General features: G+C 25.4%; 25 protein-coding genes and 1 riboswitch. Of the genes, 9 read left to right on the forward strand and 16 right to left on the reverse strand.

What is annotated here, in order from left to right:
- Nucleotides 1-42 precede the first annotated feature (42 nt).
- Nucleotides 43-1,077 (forward strand): phosphodiester glycosidase family protein, encoded by a 1,035-nt coding sequence (locus BGI42_RS15190; protein ID WP_069681180.1) that lies wholly within the window; start codon nt 43-45, stop codon nt 1,075-1,077.
- A 17-nt stretch (nt 1,078-1,094) separates the two neighbouring features.
- Nucleotides 1,095-2,123 carry a dipeptidyl-peptidase IV gene (locus BGI42_RS15195; protein WP_069681181.1) on the forward strand — a complete coding sequence of 343 codons (1,029 nt, stop codon included), beginning with the start codon at nt 1,095-1,097 and terminating at the stop codon, nt 2,121-2,123.
- A 144-nt stretch (nt 2,124-2,267) separates the two neighbouring features.
- Here the strand turns inward: BGI42_RS15195 and BGI42_RS16305 are convergent, their stop codons facing one another.
- Together BGI42_RS16305 and BGI42_RS15200 are read right to left on the reverse strand one after the other, a co-directional pair.
- On the reverse strand, nt 2,268-2,441 hold the full coding sequence (locus tag BGI42_RS16305) for a hypothetical protein (protein WP_192875412.1): 174 nt from the start codon (nt 2,439-2,441) through the stop codon (nt 2,268-2,270).
- Nucleotides 2,442-2,761: 320 nt separating this feature from the next.
- Nucleotides 2,762-3,682 carry a tyrosine recombinase XerC gene (locus tag BGI42_RS15200; RefSeq protein ID WP_069681182.1) on the reverse strand — a complete coding sequence of 307 codons (921 nt, stop codon included), beginning with the start codon at nt 3,680-3,682 and terminating at the stop codon, nt 2,762-2,764.
- A gap of 230 nt (nt 3,683-3,912) precedes the next feature.
- On the opposite strand from BGI42_RS15200, the gene BGI42_RS15205 reads away from it, so the two are divergent.
- Nucleotides 3,913-4,449 carry a nitroreductase family protein gene (locus tag BGI42_RS15205; protein WP_069681183.1) on the forward strand — a complete coding sequence of 179 codons (537 nt, stop codon included), beginning with the start codon at nt 3,913-3,915 and terminating at the stop codon, nt 4,447-4,449.
- 670 nt (nt 4,450-5,119) lie between these two features.
- On the forward strand, nt 5,120-5,275 hold the full coding sequence (locus BGI42_RS16310) for a hypothetical protein (protein ID WP_192875413.1): 156 nt from the start codon (nt 5,120-5,122) through the stop codon (nt 5,273-5,275).
- Nucleotides 5,276-5,391: 116 nt separating this feature from the next.
- On the opposite strand, the gene BGI42_RS15210 is transcribed toward BGI42_RS16310, so the two are convergent.
- The gene (locus BGI42_RS15210; RefSeq protein WP_069681184.1) at nt 5,392-6,324 is read right to left on the reverse strand and encodes a PdaC/SigV domain-containing protein; all 933 of its coding nucleotides are present in this window, start codon (nt 6,322-6,324) and stop codon (nt 5,392-5,394) included.
- A gap of 1,104 nt (nt 6,325-7,428) precedes the next feature.
- Here BGI42_RS15210 and BGI42_RS15215 point away from each other — a divergent pair.
- The gene (locus BGI42_RS15215; RefSeq protein WP_069681185.1) at nt 7,429-7,953 is read left to right on the forward strand and encodes a GNAT family N-acetyltransferase; all 525 of its coding nucleotides are present in this window, start codon (nt 7,429-7,431) and stop codon (nt 7,951-7,953) included.
- Nucleotides 7,954-8,185: 232 nt separating this feature from the next.
- On the opposite strand, the gene BGI42_RS15220 is transcribed toward BGI42_RS15215, so the two are convergent.
- The 3 genes from BGI42_RS15220 to BGI42_RS15230 all read right to left on the reverse strand — a co-directional run bounded on the left by BGI42_RS15220 (nt 8,186) and on the right by BGI42_RS15230 (nt 9,843).
- Nucleotides 8,186-8,575 (reverse strand): hypothetical protein, encoded by a 390-nt coding sequence (locus tag BGI42_RS15220; protein ID WP_069681186.1) that lies wholly within the window; start codon nt 8,573-8,575, stop codon nt 8,186-8,188.
- Nucleotides 8,569-9,321, reverse strand: a complete 753-nt coding sequence (locus BGI42_RS15225; RefSeq protein WP_069681187.1) for a ParA family protein — start codon at nt 9,319-9,321, stop codon at nt 8,569-8,571. The genes BGI42_RS15220 and BGI42_RS15225 overlap by 7 nt, the downstream gene beginning before the upstream one ends.
- A 279-nt stretch (nt 9,322-9,600) precedes the next feature.
- A complete protein-coding gene (locus BGI42_RS15230) occupies nt 9,601-9,843 on the reverse strand; it encodes a type II toxin-antitoxin system Phd/YefM family antitoxin (protein WP_069681188.1) in 243 nt (80 codons plus the stop codon).
- A gap of 614 nt (nt 9,844-10,457) precedes the next feature.
- On the opposite strand from BGI42_RS15230, the gene BGI42_RS15235 reads away from it, so the two are divergent.
- Both BGI42_RS15235 and BGI42_RS15240 read left to right on the forward strand, forming a co-directional pair.
- Nucleotides 10,458-10,694 carry a DUF1659 domain-containing protein gene (locus BGI42_RS15235; protein ID WP_069681189.1) on the forward strand — a complete coding sequence of 79 codons (237 nt, stop codon included), beginning with the start codon at nt 10,458-10,460 and terminating at the stop codon, nt 10,692-10,694.
- 40 nt (nt 10,695-10,734) lie between these two features.
- Nucleotides 10,735-10,953: a DUF2922 domain-containing protein gene (locus BGI42_RS15240; protein WP_069681190.1), complete on the forward strand. Its 219-nt coding sequence runs from the start codon at nt 10,735-10,737 to the stop codon at nt 10,951-10,953.
- Nucleotides 10,954-11,500: 547 nt separating this feature from the next.
- Here BGI42_RS15240 and BGI42_RS15245 read toward each other — a convergent pair.
- The 9 genes from BGI42_RS15245 to thiW form a co-directional block, all read right to left on the reverse strand.
- Nucleotides 11,501-13,369 carry a heavy metal translocating P-type ATPase gene (locus BGI42_RS15245; protein WP_069681191.1) on the reverse strand — a complete coding sequence of 623 codons (1,869 nt, stop codon included), beginning with the start codon at nt 13,367-13,369 and terminating at the stop codon, nt 11,501-11,503.
- 9 nt (nt 13,370-13,378) lie between these two features.
- On the reverse strand, nt 13,379-13,600 hold the full coding sequence (locus BGI42_RS15250; protein WP_069681192.1) for a cation transporter: 222 nt from the start codon (nt 13,598-13,600) through the stop codon (nt 13,379-13,381).
- 507 nt (nt 13,601-14,107) lie between these two features.
- A complete protein-coding gene (locus tag BGI42_RS15255; RefSeq protein ID WP_069681193.1) occupies nt 14,108-15,097 on the reverse strand; it encodes a helix-turn-helix domain-containing protein in 990 nt (329 codons plus the stop codon).
- A 180-nt stretch (nt 15,098-15,277) separates the two neighbouring features.
- On the reverse strand, nt 15,278-16,648 hold the full coding sequence (locus tag BGI42_RS15260) for an MATE family efflux transporter (protein WP_069681194.1): 1,371 nt from the start codon (nt 16,646-16,648) through the stop codon (nt 15,278-15,280).
- Between the two features lie 514 nt (nt 16,649-17,162).
- Entirely contained in the window at nt 17,163-17,801 is a 639-nt protein-coding gene (thiE, locus tag BGI42_RS15265) for a thiamine phosphate synthase (RefSeq protein ID WP_069681195.1), read from the reverse strand.
- Nucleotides 17,802-18,038: 237 nt separating this feature from the next.
- Nucleotides 18,039-18,869, reverse strand: a complete 831-nt coding sequence (gene thiM, locus BGI42_RS15270) for a hydroxyethylthiazole kinase (RefSeq protein WP_069681196.1) — start codon at nt 18,867-18,869, stop codon at nt 18,039-18,041.
- Between the two features lie 2 nt (nt 18,870-18,871).
- Complete coding sequence (gene thiC, locus BGI42_RS15275; protein ID WP_069681197.1) at nt 18,872-20,188, reverse strand: phosphomethylpyrimidine synthase ThiC; 1,317 nt, start codon at nt 20,186-20,188, stop codon at nt 18,872-18,874.
- A 260-nt stretch (nt 20,189-20,448) separates the two neighbouring features.
- The gene (gene thiD / locus BGI42_RS15280) at nt 20,449-21,255 is read right to left on the reverse strand and encodes a bifunctional hydroxymethylpyrimidine kinase/phosphomethylpyrimidine kinase (RefSeq protein ID WP_069681305.1); all 807 of its coding nucleotides are present in this window, start codon (nt 21,253-21,255) and stop codon (nt 20,449-20,451) included.
- 131 nt (nt 21,256-21,386) lie between these two features.
- Complete coding sequence (gene thiW, locus BGI42_RS15285; RefSeq protein WP_069681198.1) at nt 21,387-21,905, reverse strand: energy coupling factor transporter S component ThiW; 519 nt, start codon at nt 21,903-21,905, stop codon at nt 21,387-21,389.
- Between the two features lie 189 nt (nt 21,906-22,094).
- Nucleotides 22,095-22,205: riboswitch (TPP riboswitch) on the reverse strand.
- 564 nt (nt 22,206-22,769) lie between these two features.
- Between thiW and BGI42_RS15290 the strand changes: the two genes are divergently transcribed.
- Nucleotides 22,770-23,066, forward strand: coding sequence for a TIGR04104 family putative zinc finger protein (locus tag BGI42_RS15290; RefSeq protein WP_069681199.1), 297 nt, complete (start codon nt 22,770-22,772; stop codon nt 23,064-23,066).
- 146 nt (nt 23,067-23,212) lie between these two features.
- On the opposite strand, the gene BGI42_RS15295 is transcribed toward BGI42_RS15290, so the two are convergent.
- On the reverse strand, nt 23,213-24,121 hold the full coding sequence (locus tag BGI42_RS15295) for a hypothetical protein (RefSeq protein ID WP_069681200.1): 909 nt from the start codon (nt 24,119-24,121) through the stop codon (nt 23,213-23,215).
- 170 nt (nt 24,122-24,291) lie between these two features.
- Here BGI42_RS15295 and BGI42_RS15300 point away from each other — a divergent pair, with 170 nt between their 5' ends.
- Nucleotides 24,292-24,519 carry a hypothetical protein gene (locus BGI42_RS15300; protein ID WP_069681201.1) on the forward strand — a complete coding sequence of 76 codons (228 nt, stop codon included), beginning with the start codon at nt 24,292-24,294 and terminating at the stop codon, nt 24,517-24,519.
- The last annotated feature ends 19 nt before the right edge of the window (nt 24,520-24,538 follow it).

The following is a 24,538-nucleotide window of genomic DNA, read 5'->3' on the forward strand; positions in this document are numbered from 1 at the left end:
TAATTTCTAAAGAATAAAAAAATTTATAGCAAGGAGCATTCAATGAATACAAAGAAAAGAAAGATTGTAAAGAAAAAAGATAAAAATTCAAAATCTAAATCAAAAAAACAAAAAAAAACCTTGTCTAATACTATATTGTTTCTATTATTTCAATTTATTTTTACTGCAATTACATTCCCCATTTTACTTTTATATGGGCCATTTGAAAATGTAAAAACTATGTATGTAGGAGCTGCAATGACCTCAATGCATCATCAATATTTAGCTAAATGGTTTTTATCAGATGAAGAAATATCTAAGATTTTGAAAAAATCCTCATGTGAAGTAGGAGATGAAACTACAAATATTGATGAAGTGAAAATTTCAAAGAATAAAGATGATACCATAGAACTTTATGATATAACTGATAATCCTAAGTTTAAAGGGCATTATCTTCTTGTAAATGATCCAAAAAGAATAAAAATAGGAGTTAGTTCTAAATTAAAAACAGAAGGTGAAACTACATCTGAAATTGCTGAAAATAATGATGCTGTTGCAGCTATTAATGGAGGCGCATTTGTAGATAAGACCTCTGTTAAATGGACAGGCACAGGTGCTTATCCTAATGGAATTGTAATAAGTGATGGTAATACAGTATGGAATAGTTTAGATCCTGATGGTAAAACAGAACTATTTGGAATAACTAAAGATGGAATAATGATTGTTGGTAAATATTCAGAAAATGAGCTTAAAAAATTAGGAGTTCAACAAGCTTTAAGTTTTGGACCTGAACTTATAATAAATGGTAAGAAAACTAATATTATTGGTGGTGGTGGCGCTGGATTAGCACCTAGAACAGCCATAGGACAGAAAAAAGATGGAACAATAATTCTTATGGTTATAGAAGGCCGAAGTATAGGTAGTTTAGGAGCAACATACAAAGAGATACAAGAAATAATGTATAAACTAGGAGCTATTAATGCCATTAACTTAGATGGTGGAAAATCTACAACCATGTACTATAGTGGTGAAATCGTTAATCATGTATCAAATAGCATGGGTGAAAGACCTATTCCAACAGCAGTAATTGTTAAATAAACTTAAGGAGATAAAATATGAAAAAAATAGTTGTTTGGGTAATGTTATCTTTAATATTACAAACAAGTGTACTATACATATTAAATAATTATGTATGTGTAAATTCATCAGAATTCAAAAGTAAAAAAAGTAACATTAATAAATACACATCAAAGGACATTAAGGGCAGTATCCCAAGTGATGTAAAAAATGTTAATCTATCATATGATGGAAAATACATGACATATTTAAGAGAAAAAACTTTGAATATTGAAGATACTAGAACTGGAAAATCAAATGAATTTAAAACTGAAAATAATGAAGTGGTTATGTGCTACACCTGGTTAAATAATAGAAATATAATTGCCATAGTAGAAAAAGTTAAAAAAGATGGAAGAGAAAAGATTCAGCTTATAACATATGATGTTAAAAACGATTCTAAAACTTTTGTACAAGTAATATGTAGATACAAAGAAAATCTTGAAGTAGAAAATATAACTACCTCTGTTCTTACAGGTGTCTTTTATATACATATAAATAAAAATAGAATACAAAGTATGATTTACAGAATAGATAGAAATAATGATTTAAGTGAAATTGATATAAATGCTGAAGTTGTAGACAATATGAAAGCCATTCAACATGAAGATAGATTAGTTTATGAAAATAAGTTAAATAACAAAATTTTTGCTACAACTCCTAATAAACAATTAAAATTTAATTCTAATAACAAACTTAAATTACTAGATATAGATAAAAATGATGTAATATATGTGGGAGAAATTAATGGAGATGATATAACAAGTGTCACTTATGGTAAAATCAATGAAGATATATCAACTTGGAAAAAATTAAATATTGATTCACCTACAAATAAAGATCAGCTATACTGTAATAACGAAAATCAAATATTGATTAATAACAACTTAGAGGGATACGTTAAAAACCTAGTTAATGGTAAGAAAGTTGACTATGATGGGAAATTTATTCAAATCATTAAAGATTTTATAGTAAGTATTGATGGTGATGGAAAATTAATCTATATCCCTTATAAAGATGTCTTATAAATAAAAATATTATTTTAGGTTTAATATTTTTAAGTTTGTGATATAATAATAGTATAAAAAAGTGTCATGAGGGTACATGACACTTTCCTAGAACGTTTTTAAGTTTTAGGGCTATTAAAGATTTATCAGATAAAAAAAGAACGCTTATCTTTTGCGATTAGATGGGGCGTTCTTTTCTTTTGTCTTAAAACTTAATTTAAAACCACTTATGTTAATTTGCAGATTGAATTCACAATTTTTAGAATTGTCTTTTAATGCTCTAATAATCAATATATATAATATAAATAATATTGATAAAATTAACATTCCGATCATCATCAATACCACCACCCTTCAACTATTAATTTTAATAGCTCAAGGTGGATAAACGTAACCAAACCACCATGCCCATCTCATGGTTATTTATTCCAATAAACAATCATATTATATCATAGTTTAAATATTTAGTATACTATTCTTGGTAGTTCAAAAATGTATAGTATGAATTAAATAGTAGCTTAGAAGTTAATAACTTATTTATATATTTCCTAGTAATTTAAAATATTTTAAACTCTCAATTCTCAACTAATATTTTTCTAACCTTAGATTTTACCTATATTTAAACTTAAAAATAATAAATCCATTAAATAAATAGATTTCTATTTATTTAATGGATTAGATTTTATAGCATTTCTTATACTTTCATCATCTACATGAGTATATATTGTAGTTGTTGAAATATTCTCATGACCTAATATCTGTTGTAGACTTCTTATATCAACCTTTCCATACTTATATAAAAGTGTAGCTGATGTATGTCTTAACTTATGTGTAGAATATTTATGTGCATCAAGTCCAGCTGCTTTAATATTATTTTTAACTATAGTTTGTACACTTCTTTTACATATGGGATTTCCTCTTTCACTTATAAAAAGGTAAGTGTTTTTTACGTTCTTTCTATTAGGCATATACTCTTTAATTGCTTTTATGCAACTTTCATTTAAATATATAGTTCTATCCTTATCTCCTTTTCCCCTAACTACTAAAATATCATTTCTGATATCTTCAAGCTTTATGTTGCATAATTCATTTAATCTAAGACCACAATTTAAAAACAAAGTTATTATACAAAAATCACGTTCTTTATTTCTTCCACATATTGATTTTAACAATTTTTCACTTTCCCCTAAGCTTAAATAAGCTACTTGCTTTTTAGGAAGTTTGGGAGTTTCAAGTTCTAAACTTACATTCTCATCTAATATTTTTATCTTAGTTTGGCAATATTTAAAGAAAGATTTTATGGTTGCCACTTTTCTTGCCCTTGTAAATGCATTATTATGTTTATTTATTTTAGTAAATGCAAGAAAAGAATATAGATCTTCAAGTTCTATATTTCTTATAAACTCCTTATCTATGTCACTAATATCTATATTATTATCCATATTATCTTCATTTTTTAAGAATTTAAAGAGCATAATTAAATCTAACTTATAACCTTTAACAGTGCTATTAGCCCTCTCTTGAATAGTTGATAAATAATCTAAATAATTCTTTAATATCTTTGGTATATTACAATTCATAATTATGCTTCTCCTTCTTTACTATAGATATTGTTTTTTATATTATATAACATCGAATATAACAGGTGAAACTATTTCTTAAAGAGTTGTCCAATAAAATTAAATAAATTAAAATATAGTCTACTATTTTTATATACTAATTGGTAATTTCAGAATTATATTTTTGGATAAAAGTGTATAATGTAAATTATAAAATCAAACTAAATATTAAAGAGAGGTTTTGATTAAACATGAAAGAAATTGAAAATCGTAGAAGTATACGTAAATATAAAGATCAAGTAGTTGAAAAAGATAAAATACAAAAAATGCTAGAAAGTGCTATGCTTGCTCCTTCAGGTTCTAATACACAACCATGGGATTTTATTGTGATTACATCTAAAGAAACAAAAGAAAAACTTGCAAAAGCTAATCACAATCAAGAATGGATGACTAAAGCTCCAGTTATGATTGCATGTATTGCAGATATTAGCAGCAGAATAAAGGATACTAGGGGAATCTGCCTAAATGAACAATCACCTGAATTTGAACTAAAACAGATTATTAGAGATACAGCTATAGCAATTGAACATATGGTTTTACAAGCAGAACATTTAGGATTAGGGACTTGCTGGACAGCATGGTTTACCCAAGATGAAATTAGACCTATTCTTAATATACCTAATGATAAATTTGTAGTCTGCATTTTAACTGTTGGTTATGCTGATGAAAATCCAAAACAACGCCCTCGTAAATCTTTAGACAAAATAGTTCATTATGAAAAATGGTAGACAGTACTATTTAAATTAATTACTTTAATATTATTACTAATATTATATATACATTATATTTAAAAATATATCTAAAAATTATGATTTTTATATTATAAAAAATTAAATATTTTTATATATTATTTTATGATAAATTCTAATTAATTTTTAATGATTTAAAGATAATAAACTCAGTAAATATGTAATTTTAAGACATAAAACTTCTTAATTATATTTACCTTTTTTATAACAATTAATGTTACTTTTTTTAAACAATTTTTGTTACATTTTTTGTATCTATTTATGTTAATATTTATGTAATATTTTTTATGACTATATTTGTTATATTTTATGTAACTAAATTTATATTATTAATAGTACATTATTTGTAACTTATTTATCAATATATAGTAACTAATTTTGTAACAAAAATCATTACTATATTATTCATTAAATCTTATAAATGTTTATACATTAAATGCATATAAAACTCTTATATAAGGTCATTTAAGTTATACTATAAAAATTGCTAAAGGACCTATGGATCATCTATTTTTTATCCATCCACTTTTCCAAACGTAGTACAGAAACACTGATTCAACATATGATTATTATTTTATAGATATTTATGGTATATAAGTATAAATTAAAAATTAATGTTTGATAATTTAGAGTATTGGAGGATTTTCACATGGAAATATTCATAATTATATTAGGATTATTGGCACTATATATTGTAATACAAGTAGCAATTGATCGTTCTATAAATACAGCATTACTAAAAGAAAATAATAAACTTTTACGTGAAATTAGAGATTTACTTAAAGATATAAATAATAAAATATAGACATGCTATATAAGTAAATATAGACGTGCAATAAATATTATTTATTATACTTATAAGTAATATTTATTGAAAAATCATGCTAAAAATACCTGGATTAAACCAGGTATTTTTCTTCCTTAATTAATTAATTTAAATTCGCTATGATCTCCAATGGCATGATTAACTTGTACACTAATTACTATTCCATCTTTATCAAGATAGCTATATGCTCCTTCTTTGGGACTTTGTATCTTTCCATTTATTTTATAAAAATCAGCATTTTTAAGCATATAAATTAATTCATTATCCTCAATATTTAAAATAAAATTTCTTTGTGCTTCTGCTAATTCATCATTTTCTGCAAGAACTTTAATATTCTTTGAACCTTTTAATTTCTTTAATATATCATCTATATTAGCATAATCTGAAAGCCTTACACTACTGCCTTTTTCCACATCTATATTAGTTGTATAAAAAATTGAAGCTGGATGTGCTGCCCCTTTTACATTGCTTTCTCCTTTATAAACTACTGAGATATAATTTTTATTTTTAAGTTTCACTTCATAATTTACATTTAAAGTTAAGGCTGTAAGATTTGGATCATCCTCAGAATAATCATCTAAAATCTTTAATGCTCCTTCTTGTAAATCTTTATTAATTGTTTTAAGTTTTTCAGAATCACTTAAATTTTTTATTTGAGGATAATTAATTTTAACATTATTTTTAGTGTAATTTTTACTTGTTATTTCATATTCATTTATCTTCGTTGTTGAATTTTTAGAAGTTTCTTTTTCTTTAATTTCATCTACTACTTTCTTTGAATCATCAGTCTTAGTTTCATTTTCTATACTACTTGTACTATTCTTTACTGTATCAGAATTAGAGCTAGCTTCTTTTACCTCATTTTTATTTTCATTTAATTCATCATTATTTTCTTTATTATCATTATTAAATTCATTACTAACCTCATTATCTTCTTTTATATCATTACTTGATACTTCTTTATCAGCACAACTAATCAATCCAAATGATAAAACTAAAATTAATATTAGTGCATATATACGTTTCAATGTTATTCCTCCTGTCAATTTCAATATACAATATGTGTTTATTGGTTATTTTACCATATATTTCTTTAAAATAACAAGCGTAATTATAATACTATAACATTGTATTTTAGTTACATCTTTATATTTCCTAATACTATATTTGTCCTTATATCAAAAGCATATTTAATAAATTATCTTTATTATCATATAAATTTAATCCACAAGTCCATAACCTATTATTTTATGATTATCCATTCCAATACAAACAAAAATATTATTTGGTTCATATTTAACATCTAGTGTAAATTCGACACAATATGCTTCCTTTCCCCAATAAAACTTATCATCAAGAATAAATCCGTCCTTTATAGTTTCTATAGAAATTTTACAATCTTGCCAAGACTTTATCTTCTTTCTAGTTTCTGAAGATAGTTGATTAAATGCGATTTCTCTAATATCTTTTTCCGAACGACTTAAATCACTACATTCTTTAATCCCTGCAAACTGTTCTCCAAAAATATCTTTTAAATTAGAAATAATTTCTTCATTCTTTCCAACATAGTTAATGGTTTAAAACTATTGAACCTAGTAAATATATAGTATTTAATTATAAATTGTTTTAATTATTGTTACTTATTTTGTTACATCTTATGTATCTATTTTAGTTACTATATGTATATCATTTTATAAAATTAAATTTGTATTATTATAAGTTACATATATTATAACTACCACCTAAGTTCTATCACAATCTATTTACATTTAATTATACATATAATATAATTTATATAAAAATATGGATATTATGTATTTGTATCCTTTTATAATAAATTGTGACAGGAGTTGGTTTTATGAAAAGTTTTATAAATGGAAATAAGGTGGTTTATTACTTAAGGCACATTCAAATAAATAACTAGCCAGTATGCTAGTTTATTTTATGAAGTACTTCTTCCTTGGAACCTACTAATAACACACTAGCATCAGAACCCAAGTCATTGTATTTCACAAAATATCCATGGTATCTTTGACTTTTTATTTATTTTCATATGCCTAAATTAAGTTTACAGATATTAATCCGCCTTTATTTCTATAAGTTATTTTTTATATTGAAAGGTGGAAAACAAAATGAATTTAAAAAATATACAAACAAATAGATTAATATTAATACCTATAACATTAGAAATAACTAAATCTTTAATAAATGGAAGTAGTAAAGAAATTGAGAAGTTTGGAATTAAATGTGATAAAAAGTGGCCTACAGAAGATACAATGGATATTTTACCAATTATAAACAATTCATTAGAAAAGAGTAAACTACCAACTGGATTTGAAACTTGGATGATAGTAGAAAAAGGTAATAAGAGAATAATTGGAGATATAGGTTTTCATGGAAGACCTAATGAAAAAGGCGAAGTTGAAGTTGGATTTGGATTAGTAGAACATGAAAGAGGAAAAGGTTTCGGTTTTGAATCTTTAAATGCTATTATGGATTGGTTAAAATTTCAAGAAAGTGTCAATGTTATTAAGGCTCAGTGTTTAATTAACAACAAATCTTCTACTCGAATATTAGAAAAGGCTGGATTGAAAGAAGTTAATAGAGATAATGAATTAATTTACTGGGAATTTATTAATCAGCATACTAATAACTAGATATATAAAGTTTTGAATATATGAACAAATAGGTAATCCATTTTCGGATTACCTATTTTTAAATGCATAAATCAACACTGTAGTCTAAAAGAGCTTTAAGGGAAAATACTTTTAGTTACTGTTAATTTTTATTACACTTTTTGTATCTATTTAGGTTACTTTATATGTATCATTTTATGTAACCTTATATAAGCTTTTATTTTACTAAATTTCCTTTAAAATAACTTGTATTTTATTTCATATCTTTCTCTAATTTTTTAATTAGTTTTTCTAATGTTCCATTTAAATATATATCTAAAAATTCAGCTTTTTTATATCCTAGAATAGCAGATATTTTTTCTATTTTTTCTATAGTATCTTCTGATAAATTATAGTTAGGACGTAAGCGTTTATTGCTAGTAAACTTAGCAGTTATCTCTTTTTTCCCAATTAAAATGCTTTTTGTTATTGTTAACTTTTTTGTAACATTTTTTGTATCTTTTTTAGTTACTTTATCTGTATTATTTTCTGTTGTATTTTTATTAACATTAGTAGTAACAAAATTTGTCACAAGATTTCTTTTTCCGTTATCATTTAAAGGTTTCGCCACAACTGGTTTTATCGGATTTTTTTTTCTTACCATTTAATTATCTCCTTTGCTACATTCTTATAAGCTACAGCTCCATCAAATTTTTCTCCTGCATATTGGCTTATACTTTCAAATCTCATTACTGCATCTTTAAATTTAGTACTTGTTTTAATAAAATCAGGAAAAATATAATATTCTTCCTCTAACATTTTGACTACTTCCTTACAATGATTAGCTCTCATATCATACATTGTAATTAATACTTTGATGTCTTTTAAATTAGTATTATACTCCTTAACTTCATTGACAGTTTCGTTTAATATTCCAAGAGCTCTATAAGAAAGATAAGATGCATCAGTTGGAGCTATTGCATAATCAGATGCAAATAAAGAATTTATTGTGGTGTTTCCAAGTGATGGACTATTATCTATAAGTATATAATCAAACTCTTCTCTAGCTTTTCTAAGTGCTTTAGATAATACTGTTTCTCTACCCATAACCCCCATTAAATACATTTCTATAGTTGAAAATTCTATACAACTAGGAACCATATATAAATTTTCGTTTCCTGTTTGAACAATTACATCTTCTAATTTCATTTCTCCTCTAAATACATTTTCTATACTTGCATAAGTCTCTAATGGATCAAGTCCAACATATACACTTAAACTACTTTGAGGATCTAGATCTATTATTAATGTTTTCTTTCCAAGTCTACTTAATTCATATCCTAAATTATAAGTTGATGTAGATTTTCCTACTCCGCCTTTGTTATTTAAAATGCTAATAACAATTCCCATTTTTATCACTCCAATCAATATTTAAGTAACAAATTTATGTAACGAGTCTAGTATCTTAAAAAGTTACTAATTTAGTTAATTTTAAAATTACTAAATTTGTTTATCATTTAGTAACTTAATTTGTTATCTTATAAGTTACTTATTTTATAACTAATTTAATAACATATTTTGTAACAAAATATGTTACTATATTTTCATATTATTATATCCCATATTCTTTAACTTTAAAACTGCTTATTCATTATAATACATGGGTTGTACCCAAATAAGTAATAAAATTTAAACTTCAATATTACCTTCATTATTTTCTAATTCTTTTATTGATTTATAAAGCTTAATAAAATACTTTGGATCATTTAAAACTCTTATATTTTCAAGCATTTTATTATATTCATCTTGAGATATTAAAACAACATTCTTGTTATCTTTTCTTGTTATAATTATTGTCTCTTTATCATCATTTACTTTATCACAATATGTCTTTAAATTTTCGCGAGCATTTGAATAATTAACTGCAAGCATATTTAATCCTCTCCTTTGTATTGTACAATATTTAGTACAATACTATTATAAAGCATTTATTTAATATGTAAAATACTACAGGGATAATTTATACATTTTTTTATAATTTATAAAAATAAATTAGTTGAAATTCATTCTGAGATAATAACCTAGAGATAAATTGCATTTATCCATTTCCTTTGTGTTGAATTTAAGGATTTTAAAAAAATCTAATTCATAATTATCTACTCTATAAAATAATTTAAATTCACTAAATGAAATCTTTGCACACTCTATTTTTTTATTATTATATAAACTAACTTTTTCTTCTTTTACAAAGTACTTTTCACTAAAGAATTATTTCATGAAAAGTTTTAGAGGATATTTTTTCAAAATATATGTTTAAATTGAAAATTCATGCTGCAATTCTCTCAAAAAATTAAAAATTTCAACTTTATTATTTATTGTACGTTTATTATACGTTAATATTTTCTAATAATTGTAAATCAGTTTTTATATGCGAATATTTTCTTTATTTTTTTATATATAGTTCGTGATAATATTTTTTTGATTTTCCATCAATTTTTTATATAAATGCATACATATTAATATAAAAATAAAGGAGGTATTTTAAAATGAGTAAGGTTGATGATCTTATAGTTGGTTGTTCTCTTAGTATGGAAGTTCAAAGTGGAACTGATAAATTAGGTGATCCTATTTATAGGAAAAAGACATTCTCTAATCTTAACCCAAATGTAACATCAGATGATTTATTTGAAGTTGCTACTACAATTGAAAATGTATTAGAAGCCGATTGTAGAAATTTTTTCAAAAACAATACATTTAAATTAATGAATAATCCTGAAGAATAATTAATTTAAATGCCATAAAAAAATAAAGGAGGAAATATAAATGGAATATATTTTATCAATGACTTTTTTTAATGAATTAGGTTCTAAATCTTCATTAAAAATTAATGGAGTAAAACCTAATCTTAAAGATTCAGAGGTAAAAGATCTAATGAATCTTATAATTGAAAAAGAATTTTTCTTAACTGGTAAAGGTAAATTAGTTAAAATTGATTCTGCTAAATTAACTCAAAGAGAAATTAAAAAATATAATGTTGCTTAATATAAAAAGAGATAATCTTAAATTTAAGATTATCTCTTTTTTTGTTACTTATTTTGTTACTTTTATTATTATAATTTAAATCACATAAATAGTAACACATTTTGTTACTATTTATGTGATATTTTTATTGATTTTTTATATTTAAACTTTTTATATATTTAATTAATATACACACTAAAAATACTAGTATATAAGATTTTTAGTCTTATTTGTTGTTATAATATAAATAACATATTTCATTATAATATTTATTGTATTTTTATTATTTTTCACATTAATTTATTATATAATTTTACTGATATATATACTATAAATACTAGTATATATTAGATTCTTAATATTATTTATTGTTACTAAAATTGTTATTTTATTTATTACAATTTTAGTAACATATTTTATTACAAATTATTATACAAAATAGTTATGAAATTTTGTAACATTTTAAGTAATATTTATTGTCACTGTTTATTTAATTATAAAATTCAATTTTTATAAAAGAAGTACTGCTTATAATCTACTGAATTTACCCTATTATCTTTATATAATACTATTTTATTTTTAAAGCTCTAATAGCATTTAAAATTGCAATTACAGATACTCCAACATCTGCAAATACTGCTTCCCACATATTAGCTAATCCAAATGCCCCCATAATTAAGACAATAGCTTTTACCATTAGTGCAAATCCAATGTTTTCCCCTACAATTTTTAATGTCTTACGTGCTATTTTAACTACAGTAGCTATTTTTTGAGGATTGTCATCCATTAATACAATATCAGCAGCTTCTATAGCAGCATCCGAACCCATACTTCCCATTGCTATACCAATATCTGCACGTGATAAAACAGGTGCATCATTTATTCCATCTCCTGTGAAAGCTAATTTTTGTTTACATTGTAATCCATTTAAAAGCATCTCCACTTTTTCAACTTTATCTGCTGGCATTAATTCTGCATAAACCACATCTATTCCTAATTTTTCAGTTACTTCTTTACTAACTTCTTTTTTATCTCCAGTTAACATAACAGTTTTCTTTACACCAAGTTTTTTCAATTCCTTAATTGCTAGATGTGATTCTTCCTTAATAGTATCAGAAATTACAATGTTTCCAATATATTTTTCATCCATCGCAACATGTACTATTGTTCCTATACTATTACATTTTATATAAAATACATTCATATCTTTCATTAATTTATCATTACCTACAAGAATAATATGATCACCAATATTTGCTTTTATCCCACGACCTGATATTTCCTTTACATCTTTCACTAATCCAAAATCTAATTGCTCACCATAAGCATCTTTTATTGATTTTGAAATTGGATGATCTGAATAATATTCTGCTAATGCAGCATATTTTAATAATGTTTCTTTAGCTACACCAACTGCATTAATCTCTGAAGCTTTGAAATCTCCTTTAGTTAAAGTTCCAGTTTTATCAAACACGATAGTATCCATGTTAGCAAGTATTTGTAAATAATTACTTCCCTTTACCAATATTCCAGATTTAGAAGCTGCCCCTATCCCCCCAAAAAAGCTAAGTGGCACAGAAATTACTAAAGCACATGGACATGATATTACAAGAAATATACAAGCACGTCCAACCCACTCTGACCAATTATAACCTAATATCAAAGGTGGAAATAATGCAAGAAATAGAGCTGCATAAACAACTATAGGTGTATAATATCTTGCAAATTTAGTAATAAAATTCTCAACTTCTGCCTTTTTACTGCTTGCATTTTCAACTAAATCTAATATTTTAGATACAGTAGAATCATCAAACTCTTTAGTAACTCTAACTTTTATTAATCCATTAGTATTTACACACCCACTAATAATTTCATTACCAACATTAACTTTTCTTGGAACTGATTCTCCAGTTAATGCAGCAGTGTCAATCATTGAATTTCCTGAAACTACAACACCATCTAATGGAACTCTCTCTCCAGCTTTAACAATAATTATATCTCCTATGGAAACATCATCTGGATCAACTTGTTTAATCTGTCCATCTTTTTCAATATTGGCATATTCAGGACATATATCCATCAATTCTGTAATAGACTGTCTTGAACGATTAACTGCATATGTTTGAAAAAGTTCTCCTATTTGATAAAACAACATAACTGCAACTGCTTCTGAATACTCTCCAATTCCAAATGCACCAAATGTAGCTATACACATTAAAAAGTTTTCATCAAAAATTTGTCCATGTATGATATTTAAAATAGCTTTATATATAATATCCCATCCAATTAAAACATATGGAATTAAAAATAAAATAAACATATAAATTTTAGGTGGATTATATGGTATTACACTAAAATGCTTAATACACATCAATAAAATATATATAATTGTAGTTAATATAATTCGTGTAACCATTACCTTTTGCTTCTTACTCATTTCTATCTCCTACTCTAACACAATAGTACAGTCAGATTCTACTTTTTTACATACAGAAATAACTTTCTTCATAATTTCATCAAATCTTTGATCATCTGCATTAATTGTAAGTTTTTGTGTCATAAAACTTATATTTGCTTCATTAACACCTTCAATTTTATTAATAGCATTCTCCATCTTTGCAGCACAATTTGCACAGTCTAAATCTTTTAATTTAAATTTTTTCTTCATTTTAATTTCTCCTTTATTCTTTAATATTTTTTATTTAGATTATTGATTTAAATTTGTATTAATATATAGTCATTTTATCGTCTTATCATGTGAACAGTCGTTCATATGATTAGTAAAAAAAATTAGTCATTAAATTATTAAAATACTTCTCCTTTCTGTAACATAAATTACTATTTAGTATACTAATATTATATATATTTTTATCTTTATTGTCTGCTCCATAAAAACAAAGTTTGGCTCTATTTAGACATTTTTAATACATTAAAGAAATATATTTCAAAGATTTTATTCTAAATTAACCTCTATAAATTTACCATTAAAACATAATATAAAAACCCTTAATAAACAATTAACAGTTGATAATATACAATAATTGTACATTATCAACTGTTAATTGAAAAATATCTCAATAACATTATATTTTTTAGGGCTTTCAAAATTTAAAAAGTCTATAATTTCTCTACAAAACCAAACTGGATTCGCCACATTTAACTAATGTCTTAAATACTAATGCTGCAATAATATATCTTCTAAACACTTTTTTCGATATTCTAAAGGACTTATACCCATAATTTTTTTAAAAACAGCTGCAAATTTACTTTGACTTTCATATCCAACACTTAAAGCCACATCTGCTATACTATTTTTAGTTTGTCGTAAACTTATTGCTGCATTTTTAATACGATACTCTTTAATGTATGATGCAATTGAAGTTCCATATACTCCTTTAAAATATGTTTTTAAAGTTGTAGGACTTATACAATACATTTTCGCTAATTCTTCAATTGTATACCTATGTTGTAGATTTTCTGTAATAAATTTCTTTATTTCCTTAATTCGTTCTACTTGATCCTTTGAATAATATTCTTTCTCCTCCTCTTCTGAAGGATCTATAATGCTTAAAAACACCAAAAGTTCTAAAACTTTCAACTTAAAATAAGCCTTTTGTACTGATTCTGGCACTGAATATAATTCAGAAAATATATGTTCAATTTTATCTTTAGCTCTCATAATAAAACATTTATCGTTAGAACAAAATTTTTCTTTCAAATTATATATATCAATATTAACATCCTTCAAAATTTCAGGTACTTCATTAACAATTTCATCCATATAAATCATAACAGAAATTCCCTTGTAATGCTTAAGTGGAAAACCAATTGTATCTGCATGATTACTCATCATATTAATAGAAAGGTCACCTTCTCCCATATATAAAAAACTGCCATCAAGTAATATACATTCTTCTCTTCCTTCTTTACAATGATTTATCTCAATTATATTGTCATACATTGGTAGGTCACATAAACAAGTTGCTGCTTCAAATTCATTATATACTAATTCAATGCCTGTAAATATCTTGTATACTGTCATTAATCCAAGACCTTCATTACAATTCATTTTATATATAGTTCTGTAATCATCATTATCAAGTTTTTCAACTGAAGAAACTCTATTTAAAAATTCATGATCTCGAACAATATCTATTCCCTGCATTATAAAATCTGCTACTGAAAATTTACTATTTATTTTTAAATATTTTTACCAGTAGCTTCTCCTTCCTGTTTTTATTTCTTAATTTCATATTTTTCTTTAAAGTTTTCTTTGTTCATCTTTTTATTTCTTCTATATTTAATCACTTTTGTTTATATTTTAAGTAATTAAAAAGTTCTTCTTTTAAATTGCATCAAGATTTGCTTTAACATTTGTTTTTGATGATAAAGATTTAAATTCAAACATCATCATACAAATAGTAATTAAAACAAGTATACCATCATTTAAACCAATTGCCATCCAAATACCTTTAACTCCAATCCATTTTGGTAAAATCATAATAAGAGGAATAAAAAGTATTACTTGACGTAATAATACTATAATACTTGCTTTTTTAGCTTTTCCTAATGATTGGAATAAAGTAACAACCATTATGAAAATTCCAAGAAAGATATAAGTACTAAACATAATTCTAAAATTAGATACTCCTTGTTGAATTATGTTAGATTCTTTAATAAATAATGATAAAACTGCTCCTGGTGCAATTTCAACTGGTAAATAAAAAATTAAAGATAATACAAATGCACTTGCAATAAATACTAGTGTCATAGTTTTTACTCTATCATATTTTCCAGCACCATAATTAGTACCTGCAACCGGTTGGAAACCTTGACTGATTCCCCATAATGGAATAAATGCAAATGTTTGAACTCTTAAAGCAGCTCCTAATAAAATTTGAGAAGTTCCTCCCCCATATTTTGAAGCACTATTAAAAATAAATGTTTGATATAACAATGTCATTACTTGCATAAGCATTGCTGAAAGTCCCACTGCAAATATCTCAGGTAAAATATTTATATCTAATCTAATTTTATTAATTTTTAAAGTTTCACTTTTTCTTATAAAATACATTAAAGTAACAATAGCTTGTATAAGTTGTGAAATTATAGTAGAATATGCAGCACCTTCAATTCCCATATTAAATTTATTAAGTATACTTATTAATATTGGAGCAAGAATCATATTTAAAATAGCTCCACTACCTACAATCAACATTGATTGTTTTAATGCTCCTTCACCTCTCATTACCATATTAGCACTTTGAAAGAAATTTACAAATATTGAACCAATAAATATAAGTCTAAGATAACGAACAGCACTATTTAAAATCTCACCTTCAGCACCAGTAACTGATAGTATTTGTTTTGTAAAAATAATGCCAACTACAGTAATTATAAGTGATAATATACATACAACCATTATAAGATTTCCCATAATTGAATCAATTGTTTTCTGATCTTTTTTACCAATAGCTCTTGATAATACTGATGCAGAACCAACTCCTATAAGGGTTGCCACTCCACTGTTAATCAATGTAAATGGATATGAAATTGATATGGCCCCCATTGCAGTTGAACTAATCATCTGCCCTGCAAACACCGCATCCATCAAATTATAAAGACCTACTACCAGCATACCTAAAACAGCTGGTACACTTAATGAAAGCATAAGTTTAAATGGTGATTCTGTAAGTAATTTTGTTCTATTATTCATTTTAATCTCCTCCTCATTTAACTTTTTTCAAACTTTTAATTATCTTTAATAAAATAAACCCTTCTTTAATGTTAGATAACGATAATCATTATCTTTTTATTTCTAATATTAGTTTAGACCATAATAATTAATTTGTACGCTCTATATTGACATTATTTAGTCCCGTTTAGACATATATTTTTATTTAATATAAATAACAAAAAACGTGCATTTATAAGATCATGCACGCTTTATAGAAACAGTATTATCAATAAAAATCTCAATTTACTCCCATAGTTTTAGTTTTTTTTCTCTCAAATTAGCTCCAAAATATATTTATTATCAGAATCTGTATGATTAATAACTTAATTTTTATTAATATTATTTTCCATGAAATATTTACCATAAATATTACGATTTATATAATGAAAGTACTTTCAATTAAATACAAAGAGGTAAAACAATGAAGCAAAAAAACTTTTTAAAGGAACTGAGAAAGCATAATTCTAAAAACATAAGTTTGTTAATATACGAATCAAAGTATTCTAATTTCTAAAAATAACTCTTTTAATTCTTGTGTAGCTTTTTTAATATCTTTTTCAGCTATAATTGCTGATATAATTGCTAATCCATCAATATTAGTATCCTTAAAATCTTTAACTCTCTCTTTATTTATTCCCCCTATTACTACAATAGGAATTGATACATTTGATCTAATTTTTTTCAGATCATCCATTGATGTTTTATTTGCATCTTTTTTTGTTCCTGTTGAATACATAGCACCAACACCTAAATAATCCGCTCCATCCTTTTCTGCCTTAAGTGCTTCTTCTAATGAACTAACTGAAACTCCAATAATTTTATCATTTCCTATAATATTTCTTATTACACTTGATGGTATATCACTTTGTCCTACATGAACTCCTGCTGCATCTACTGCCATTGCAATATCTAATCTATCGTTTATTATTAATGGTATATCATATTTATCTGTTACATTTTTTATATTTAAAGCAGTACTATAAAAATCAAGTGATGTACATTCCTTTTCTCTTAATTGTACTAAAGTAGAACCACCTTTAATTGCCTCTTCTACTGCTTCTTCTAATGTATCAGTACTCATTAAATCCCTATCTGTTACAAGATAAATACTATAATCTATTTTAGGTTTCATTCCTATTTATTCTCCTTATAATTTATTATTCTATTTTTTAATTTCAGTCTATATTTTAAGAATGTGTTTATATATGCATAAATAAATCTAGACTGGGTAAAATGCCACTTTACCTATTGCATATATAAACATAAATTTAAAAAATAGCCAAATGCTATTAAGACATGTGAAAATAATTAACCCCTCTACACTCTATATTAGGATTGTTATATTTTCATATGTCTTAATTATTAATTTTTATATTTCTTGGACTTTTGCCATGTTTACAATTATGTCAGAATTCATATTGCTTATAGCATCTATAATTCCAACCCTAAAACTTCCAAGTCCTATTTTTTCTGATTTTTCAAAAGAAACCTCGCCTGCTATTCCCATGGAAATAATTCCGGCAATTGCTCCTATAAAATAATCGTTACCTGCTCCACAAAAACCACCTATTAAAGCACTACTCATACATCCGGTACCTGTAACATTTGAAAGCATTTTAGTTCCATTTTCAAGCATAACAGTGCATTCTCCATCAGATACTATATCTGTTATCCCTGTAATTGCTACAATACAATTAAGTTTATTAGCTAAATTTTTAGCTATATTAATTCCTTCTTCATTTCCACTCTTCATATCACTTTCAGATGCATCAACACCTTTAGTAGTAGATTTTAATCCACTTATAAATTTAACTTCAGACATATTGCCTCGTAAAATATTGATTTTTATTTCTTCTAGTATTTTCTTAGTGATTGAATTTCTAAATTCAGATGCACCTGCACCTACTGGATCAAAAACTACTGGAATATTTAATTCATTTGCTTTCTTACCAGATACAATCATAGATTTAATTGTTCTTTCATTTAATGTTCCTATATTTATTACAAGTGCATTTGAAATTTTAGTAATGTCTGCCGATTCCTTAATATCATCAGCCATAATTGGTGATGCTCCAATTGCGAGCAATATATTAGCACAATCATTAACTGTAACATAATTGGTTATATTATGTACAAGTGGTTTCTTATTTCTAACGTCATCTAATAACTCACAAACTTTTTTAACTATTTCCTTACTCATAATTATTTAACCTCATTTTGTAAAAGTTCAACTTTTTCACCATTTAATATTCTATTTGTAGTTCTTACTGCACACATCTTTCCACACATAGAACAACTATGCTTACTTTCTGGTGGAACACTTTCAAAATATTCTTTAGCTTTTTCTCCATCAATAGCAATCTTAAACATCTCTTCCCAATCAAGCTTTTGACGTGCATCTGCCATTTTATTATCTCTATCTCTTGCCCCCTTAATTCCATTAGCTATATCTGCTGAATGGGCTGCTATTTTTGCCGCAATTACACCTTCTTTAACATCATTCAAATCAGGTAGTCTTAAATGCTCAGCTGGAGTTACATAGCAAAGAAAATTAGCTCCATTAGTTGCTGCAATAGCTCCTCCAATAGCAGATGTTATATGATCATATCCTGGTGCAATATCTGTAACTAAAGGTCCAAGCACATAAAACGGTGCTCCATGACATAATCTTTTTTCTATTTGCATATTAGCTGCAATTTCATTCATTGCCATATGACCTGGTCCTTCAATCATAACTTGTACATCTTTCTCCCATGCTCTCTTTGTTAAAAGTCCTAACTCTATAAGTTCTGAAACTTGTCCTGCATCTGTTGAATCATCAAGACATCCTGGTCTCATAGCATCTCCAAGACTTATTGTCACATCATATTCTCTAAGAATTTCTAATAACTCATCATAATATTCATAGAAAGGATTCTCATTTCCTGTCATCTCCATCCAAGCAAATAATAAAGATCCTCCTCTAGATACAATATTCATTCTCCTTTTATCTTCTTTAAATAAAGAAATTGTTCTTTTATTAATTCCAGCGTGAATAGTTACAAAATCTACACCTTGTTTTGCATGTGCTCTAACAACATTAAGAAAATCTTCTGCCTTTATATCTAAAAGATCTTTTTCAAGATATCCAATAGCATCATACATTGGAACTGTCCCAATCATAGCTGGAGATTTTTCTATTAACTTTGTTCTAAACTCTTGAGTTTTTCCATAATTGCTTAAATCCATTATAGCTTCTGCACCAAAATCAATTGCCAATTTTACCTTTTGCATTTCTCTACAATAATCAATTGAATCCCCTGAAATTCCTAAGTTTACATTTACTTTAGTTCTAAGTCCATCTCCAATTCCTTCTGGATTAAGTGATTTATGATTAATGTTAGCTGGTATAACTACCTTTCCTTCTGCAACAAGCTTAATTAATTCTTGTTCCAACATATTTTCTTTACAAGCTACTATCTTCATTTCTTTAGTAACTATCCCCTTTTTAGCTGCTTTCATTTGTGTTTTATAATTCATCTTTAATTCCCCCTTTAATATTTATAAACTATATTTTTAGTGAAATTTGTTACATATGTTTCAAATGTGGATATGAAAAATTTAATACCTTTACAATAACCTTAAGGATTTTTTATAGTTGAACTTTAGCCATATGAAATAAAATAACAATTCTAAAACGTCATGATTATTTTTCATCAAGCTCATAGCAAGTCTATTAGAGTAATCTGTTAACGTATCATAGTGGAAAATAGGCTTTACAGATGGATTTAATTTAAGAGTTATTCTATTATTCCAGCCCTTTTATAAAGTTCATAAAAATGATTAGTTGGTCCAACCCCTTTTCCAAGTTCAAATCCATGTTCTATTGCACATGTTATATATCTTTTACCTTCCTTAACTGCTTCTTCAATATTCATTCCCTTGGCTAAGTTAGCTGCTATGGCAGATGATAATGTACACCCTGTTCCATGAGTATGCTTTGTATTTATTCTTTCTTCTGGTAAAAAAACAAATTTTTCACCATCAAATAATAAATCAGTTGCTTCATTTTCTAAATGTCCACCTTTAATAAGTACATATTTAGGACCAAACTCTCTAAGCTTTTGAGCTGCCTCTTTCATATCTTCTAAACTTTTTATTTCTGTCATTAAAATTTCTTCTGCTTCTGGTAAATTAGGTGTTAATAGTGTAGTCAATGGAAATAATTCTTTAACTAAAGTATCTTTAGCATCAATTGACAATAATTTAAATCCACTTTTAGAAATCATAACAGGATCTAAAACAACTAGTGGTAAATTTTTTATATTTCTTAATGAACTTGATATTGCTTTAATTGATTCAATTTTAGATACCATTCCTATTTTTATAGCATCTACTCTAATATCTTCAAAAATCACATTAATCTGTGATTTAATCATTTCTGGACTTATATCCTGAATTCCAAAAACCCCCATTGTATTTTGAGCTGTTATTGCGGTTATAACACTCATACCATAAGCACCATTAGCTGAAAATGCTTTTAAATCTGCTTGAATTCCAGCCCCGCCACAACTATCAGAACCTGCAATTGTAAGTGCTCTAAACATTTTTATCATCTTCTTCCTACTTTTTTATAGACTATATTTTAACTTAATATTGCTATTATAATAAAAACACAAACTAACATTAAAATTTGTTCTTTATCATATATCAATACTGTTTTGAAATACATCTTTCTCTAAATTCTTTGTGATTTTATGTTTTTATTAGTTATTAAAAATTTTTCTATGACTTGAACTTTTAAAAATACATATGCGATAATTGCTCCCACACTGCAACTAAAAGTAAATGGCATTACATATACAAATAATGCTGATTCTTTTCCTAAAAGTACTGTTGCTATTGGATAAGCTACTAAAGCACCTAATATCCCAGTTCCTATTACTTCACCAATTACAGCTACTAATTTTTTCTTAAATTTTCTATAAAGAACTCCTGCCAAAAATGCACCTATCATACTTCCTGGAAATGCCAATAAACTACCTGTTCCTAAAATATTTCTTATCAATGATGCAATAAATGCATTTCCCAGTGCATAAATTGGTCCTAAAACTATTGCTCCAACTACATTTACAAAGTGTTGAATTGGTGATATTTTAGCTACTCCTATTGGAATTGAAAATGTTCCAAAAATACTTGCTATTCCTATCAAAACTCCACTTAATGCAATTTTCTGTGCTTTGCATTTTTCATTCATAATATTTTTTTACTCCTCCTTTCTTTTCTTATTTAAAATACATTCAAAAATAATAGACTATATACTTGTACTTTTTAATCTATTATTCTATTTCATGTGCCTAACGTAATGAAACTGCACTAAATTTTTAATCACTTACTTATTTTGGAATAAAAAAAATGTAGCCCAAGGGCTACATAAATATACTACTCATTATTTAGTGTACTTCCCTACGTTGGTGTTAACCAAATCAGGTTATAAGAGTCTAGGAAATCAATCTTTCCAATCTCAGCCAAAATATTAGCTCCCCTAGTTAAAAATTATTAAATTATCTTATATAATTTAAAGATTATACCATAAATTCTTATCAGTCAAGTGATAAATATAATTATATTTTAAATATTAATATAAAATTCATGCTAACTCCATATTCTGTAAAGCAATAGTATTTTTATTAAACTACTTTTATAATCCTTTAATTTCAATGACCATAATAGCAATACTCCTAAATATTATATGGAGGTTTATATTCTACTTCTTTGATAATTTTTCTACATTACAACATATATGGGTCTTTTTAATGTGTTAAACAAATATATTAATATATATTTTTATTATTTCTAGTTGCAATATAAGTAACATATTTTGTTATAATTTTTATTGTATTATAAGTCACTTATTTTGTTACAAAATAAGTGACTATTTTAGTTACTCGTATATACTTTTAAACCTAGTTAAATACACATTTAAAGTAACTACTTACTCCAATATTTAATTAATAATAATCTAAATCTGATTAGATACCACATGTTCCTAATTGAAATTTATGGTATATTGTGAATATGCGATATAATAAATTAAATAATAAAGGAGAGTGAAAAATATATGAAAAATATATGTCCTAATTGCAATACAAGATTTAAATATAAGGATATAATTAAATCTACTTGGAGTTTAAAAATTAAAGATTTAAAATGTAAGAAATGCTTAAAAGAATATAAGTTATCATTATGTTCAATATTAATAATATCTACATTGGTAAATATGCCAATACTAATAATATATAAGATAATGCTATTAATTGGAGGTAAAGCAACAATATTACTATATATAATTTGGGTAAGTTTTATAATTGCTATAACACCTATATTTTGTAATTATAAAGAAGTAAAAAATAAATAGCTATAACTTTGGTAAAGTAGTTAATTATTGTCCCCTTAACTTATTTTAAAATCATTAATAATAATATTTTTATCCTCAAATATCACACTTATTTTCTTAGAGTTAAAATCATAATAGTAAATTGCATTTGACATTGTAGGAGTGCTTCATTTAACCTCTGCAATAATCTTAGATTTCGGAGTAGTCCCTAAAAAATAAAATCCATTTCCGTTTAGTGAGAATTTGGGTTTTTTAACTAAAGTAAAATTAGTATGTTCAAATTTGTCATTAGATTCTACAAGTATTTGCTCTGTATTGTCATTCAAATTTAGTAAATAAATTCTATTTATAGGCATACGATTTTCTACTATTGTTACATCAAATATAATATTACTACCTTGATTATTAACAGATATATTATTTATATCTTTATCTGTTGAATATAGCAACTGTTTATTTTCTCCATTTTCATCGTATTTAAATATCTTATGAAGTATCTTTTCTTGAGTTTCCATTTCATTAACTGAACGCTCTATTGTATAAACTGCATGATTATATTTATCCCAATAAAAATTAAAAATATATCTATCCTTATCTTCATTAGGCCATGATTTTATTTCATTATCTTTTAAATAATAAACTCCAAGGGTATAGCTTCTTCGATCTTTTGTAAGAGTTCTAAAAATTATTTTATCATTATTTAAGTCAAATACATCCCCACCATAGTCACTACCTAATAGACCAACTGCTTTTTTATCTTTATCTGATAAATCCAGTTTATATATATCATATTTTTTATTGCCAAGTTCTGAGTAATATATAGTATTATTTATTTCATCTATACTAAAATCAGAATAATTTTTATTTTCCCTAAAAAAAATGTTTTTAACTGATTTACTATAGGTACTGTATATACTATAGGTTGATTTAAAATCTTTATCAGTATACATAATGTATATATTCTCTTTAATATCAGCATTAACCTTAATATTAATATTGTTATAATATCCTATAAACATTAATACAGATACTATTATTGTTACTATAAATTCACTAAACAATAATTTGCGTTTCATTACATTTCTCCTATTCATTATATTAATTATATTTTTTTAACTTCTAATAATATAGTTTTGTTACAATGAGTTATATATTCTAATTCATCTCATAAACCTTTCTGCAATTTTAATCCAAATAAATGTTATACTCATATTATTAATTTATAGTTAAATAGGGGGATGTATTTATGGATTTTTTTAAAAAGAATCTCTTTTTTATATTATTATTTTTTATAGGTTTGATTTTAATACATAAAAGCGTTGACCTTGGTAGAAGCTATTTCGTTAATTATATAAGTAGAAATCAATTATCTGATCCATCTAAATTTAATGTATTACTAGATAAATCAATATTAAAGTATATAGTTATTGGTTCTATTCTATCTTTATTTTCAATATTTAAAATAAAAAAATAGAAATGATGATAATCTTATA

The organism is Clostridium taeniosporum, assembly GCF_001735765.2.
In the GTDB taxonomy this organism is placed as follows: domain Bacteria; phylum Bacillota; class Clostridia; order Clostridiales; family Clostridiaceae; genus Clostridium; species Clostridium taeniosporum.

Excerpts from the sequence above, each read along its gene's own strand:
- BGI42_RS15205 (WP_069681183.1), top strand. The coding sequence starts at position 3,913 with ATGAAAGAAATTGAAAATCGTAGAAGTATACGTAAATATAAAGATCAA.
- thiD (WP_069681305.1), bottom strand. The coding sequence starts at position 21,255 with ATGTTTAGAGCACTTACAATTGCAGGTTCTGATAGTTGTGGCGGGGCT.
- BGI42_RS15225 (WP_069681187.1), bottom strand. The coding sequence starts at position 9,321 with ATGGGAATTGTTATTAGCATTTTAAATAACAAAGGCGGAGTAGGAAAA.
- thiM (WP_069681196.1), bottom strand. The coding sequence starts at position 18,869 with ATGAGTAAGGAAATAGTTAAAAAAGTTTGTGAGTTATTAGATGACGTT.
- BGI42_RS15290 (WP_069681199.1), top strand. The coding sequence starts at position 22,770 with ATGAAAAATATATGTCCTAATTGCAATACAAGATTTAAATATAAGGAT.
- BGI42_RS15255 (WP_069681193.1), bottom strand. The coding sequence starts at position 15,097 with ATGCAGGGAATAGATATTGTTCGAGATCATGAATTTTTAAATAGAGTT.
- BGI42_RS15215 (WP_069681185.1), top strand. The coding sequence starts at position 7,429 with ATGAATTTAAAAAATATACAAACAAATAGATTAATATTAATACCTATA.
- BGI42_RS15250 (WP_069681192.1), bottom strand. The coding sequence starts at position 13,600 with ATGAAGAAAAAATTTAAATTAAAAGATTTAGACTGTGCAAATTGTGCT.
- thiE (WP_069681195.1), bottom strand. The coding sequence starts at position 17,801 with ATGAAACCTAAAATAGATTATAGTATTTATCTTGTAACAGATAGGGAT.
- BGI42_RS15245 (WP_069681191.1), bottom strand. The coding sequence starts at position 13,369 with ATGAGTAAGAAGCAAAAGGTAATGGTTACACGAATTATATTAACTACA.
- BGI42_RS15235 (WP_069681189.1), top strand. The coding sequence starts at position 10,458 with ATGAGTAAGGTTGATGATCTTATAGTTGGTTGTTCTCTTAGTATGGAA.
- BGI42_RS15295 (WP_069681200.1), bottom strand. The coding sequence starts at position 24,121 with ATGAAACGCAAATTATTGTTTAGTGAATTTATAGTAACAATAATAGTA.
- BGI42_RS15230 (WP_069681188.1), bottom strand. The coding sequence starts at position 9,843 with ATGCTTGCAGTTAATTATTCAAATGCTCGCGAAAATTTAAAGACATAT.
- BGI42_RS15220 (WP_069681186.1), bottom strand. The coding sequence starts at position 8,575 with ATGGTAAGAAAAAAAAATCCGATAAAACCAGTTGTGGCGAAACCTTTA.
- BGI42_RS15195 (WP_069681181.1), top strand. The coding sequence starts at position 1,095 with ATGAAAAAAATAGTTGTTTGGGTAATGTTATCTTTAATATTACAAACA.
- BGI42_RS15300 (WP_069681201.1), top strand. The coding sequence starts at position 24,292 with ATGGATTTTTTTAAAAAGAATCTCTTTTTTATATTATTATTTTTTATA.
- BGI42_RS16305 (WP_192875412.1), bottom strand. The coding sequence starts at position 2,441 with ATGATGATCGGAATGTTAATTTTATCAATATTATTTATATTATATATA.
- BGI42_RS15200 (WP_069681182.1), bottom strand. The coding sequence starts at position 3,682 with ATGAATTGTAATATACCAAAGATATTAAAGAATTATTTAGATTATTTA.
- BGI42_RS15190 (WP_069681180.1), top strand. The coding sequence starts at position 43 with ATGAATACAAAGAAAAGAAAGATTGTAAAGAAAAAAGATAAAAATTCA.
- thiW (WP_069681198.1), bottom strand. The coding sequence starts at position 21,905 with ATGAATGAAAAATGCAAAGCACAGAAAATTGCATTAAGTGGAGTTTTG.
- thiC (WP_069681197.1), bottom strand. The coding sequence starts at position 20,188 with ATGAATTATAAAACACAAATGAAAGCAGCTAAAAAGGGGATAGTTACT.
- BGI42_RS15260 (WP_069681194.1), bottom strand. The coding sequence starts at position 16,648 with ATGAATAATAGAACAAAATTACTTACAGAATCACCATTTAAACTTATG.
- BGI42_RS16310 (WP_192875413.1), top strand. The coding sequence starts at position 5,120 with ATGGAAATATTCATAATTATATTAGGATTATTGGCACTATATATTGTA.
- BGI42_RS15240 (WP_069681190.1), top strand. The coding sequence starts at position 10,735 with ATGGAATATATTTTATCAATGACTTTTTTTAATGAATTAGGTTCTAAA.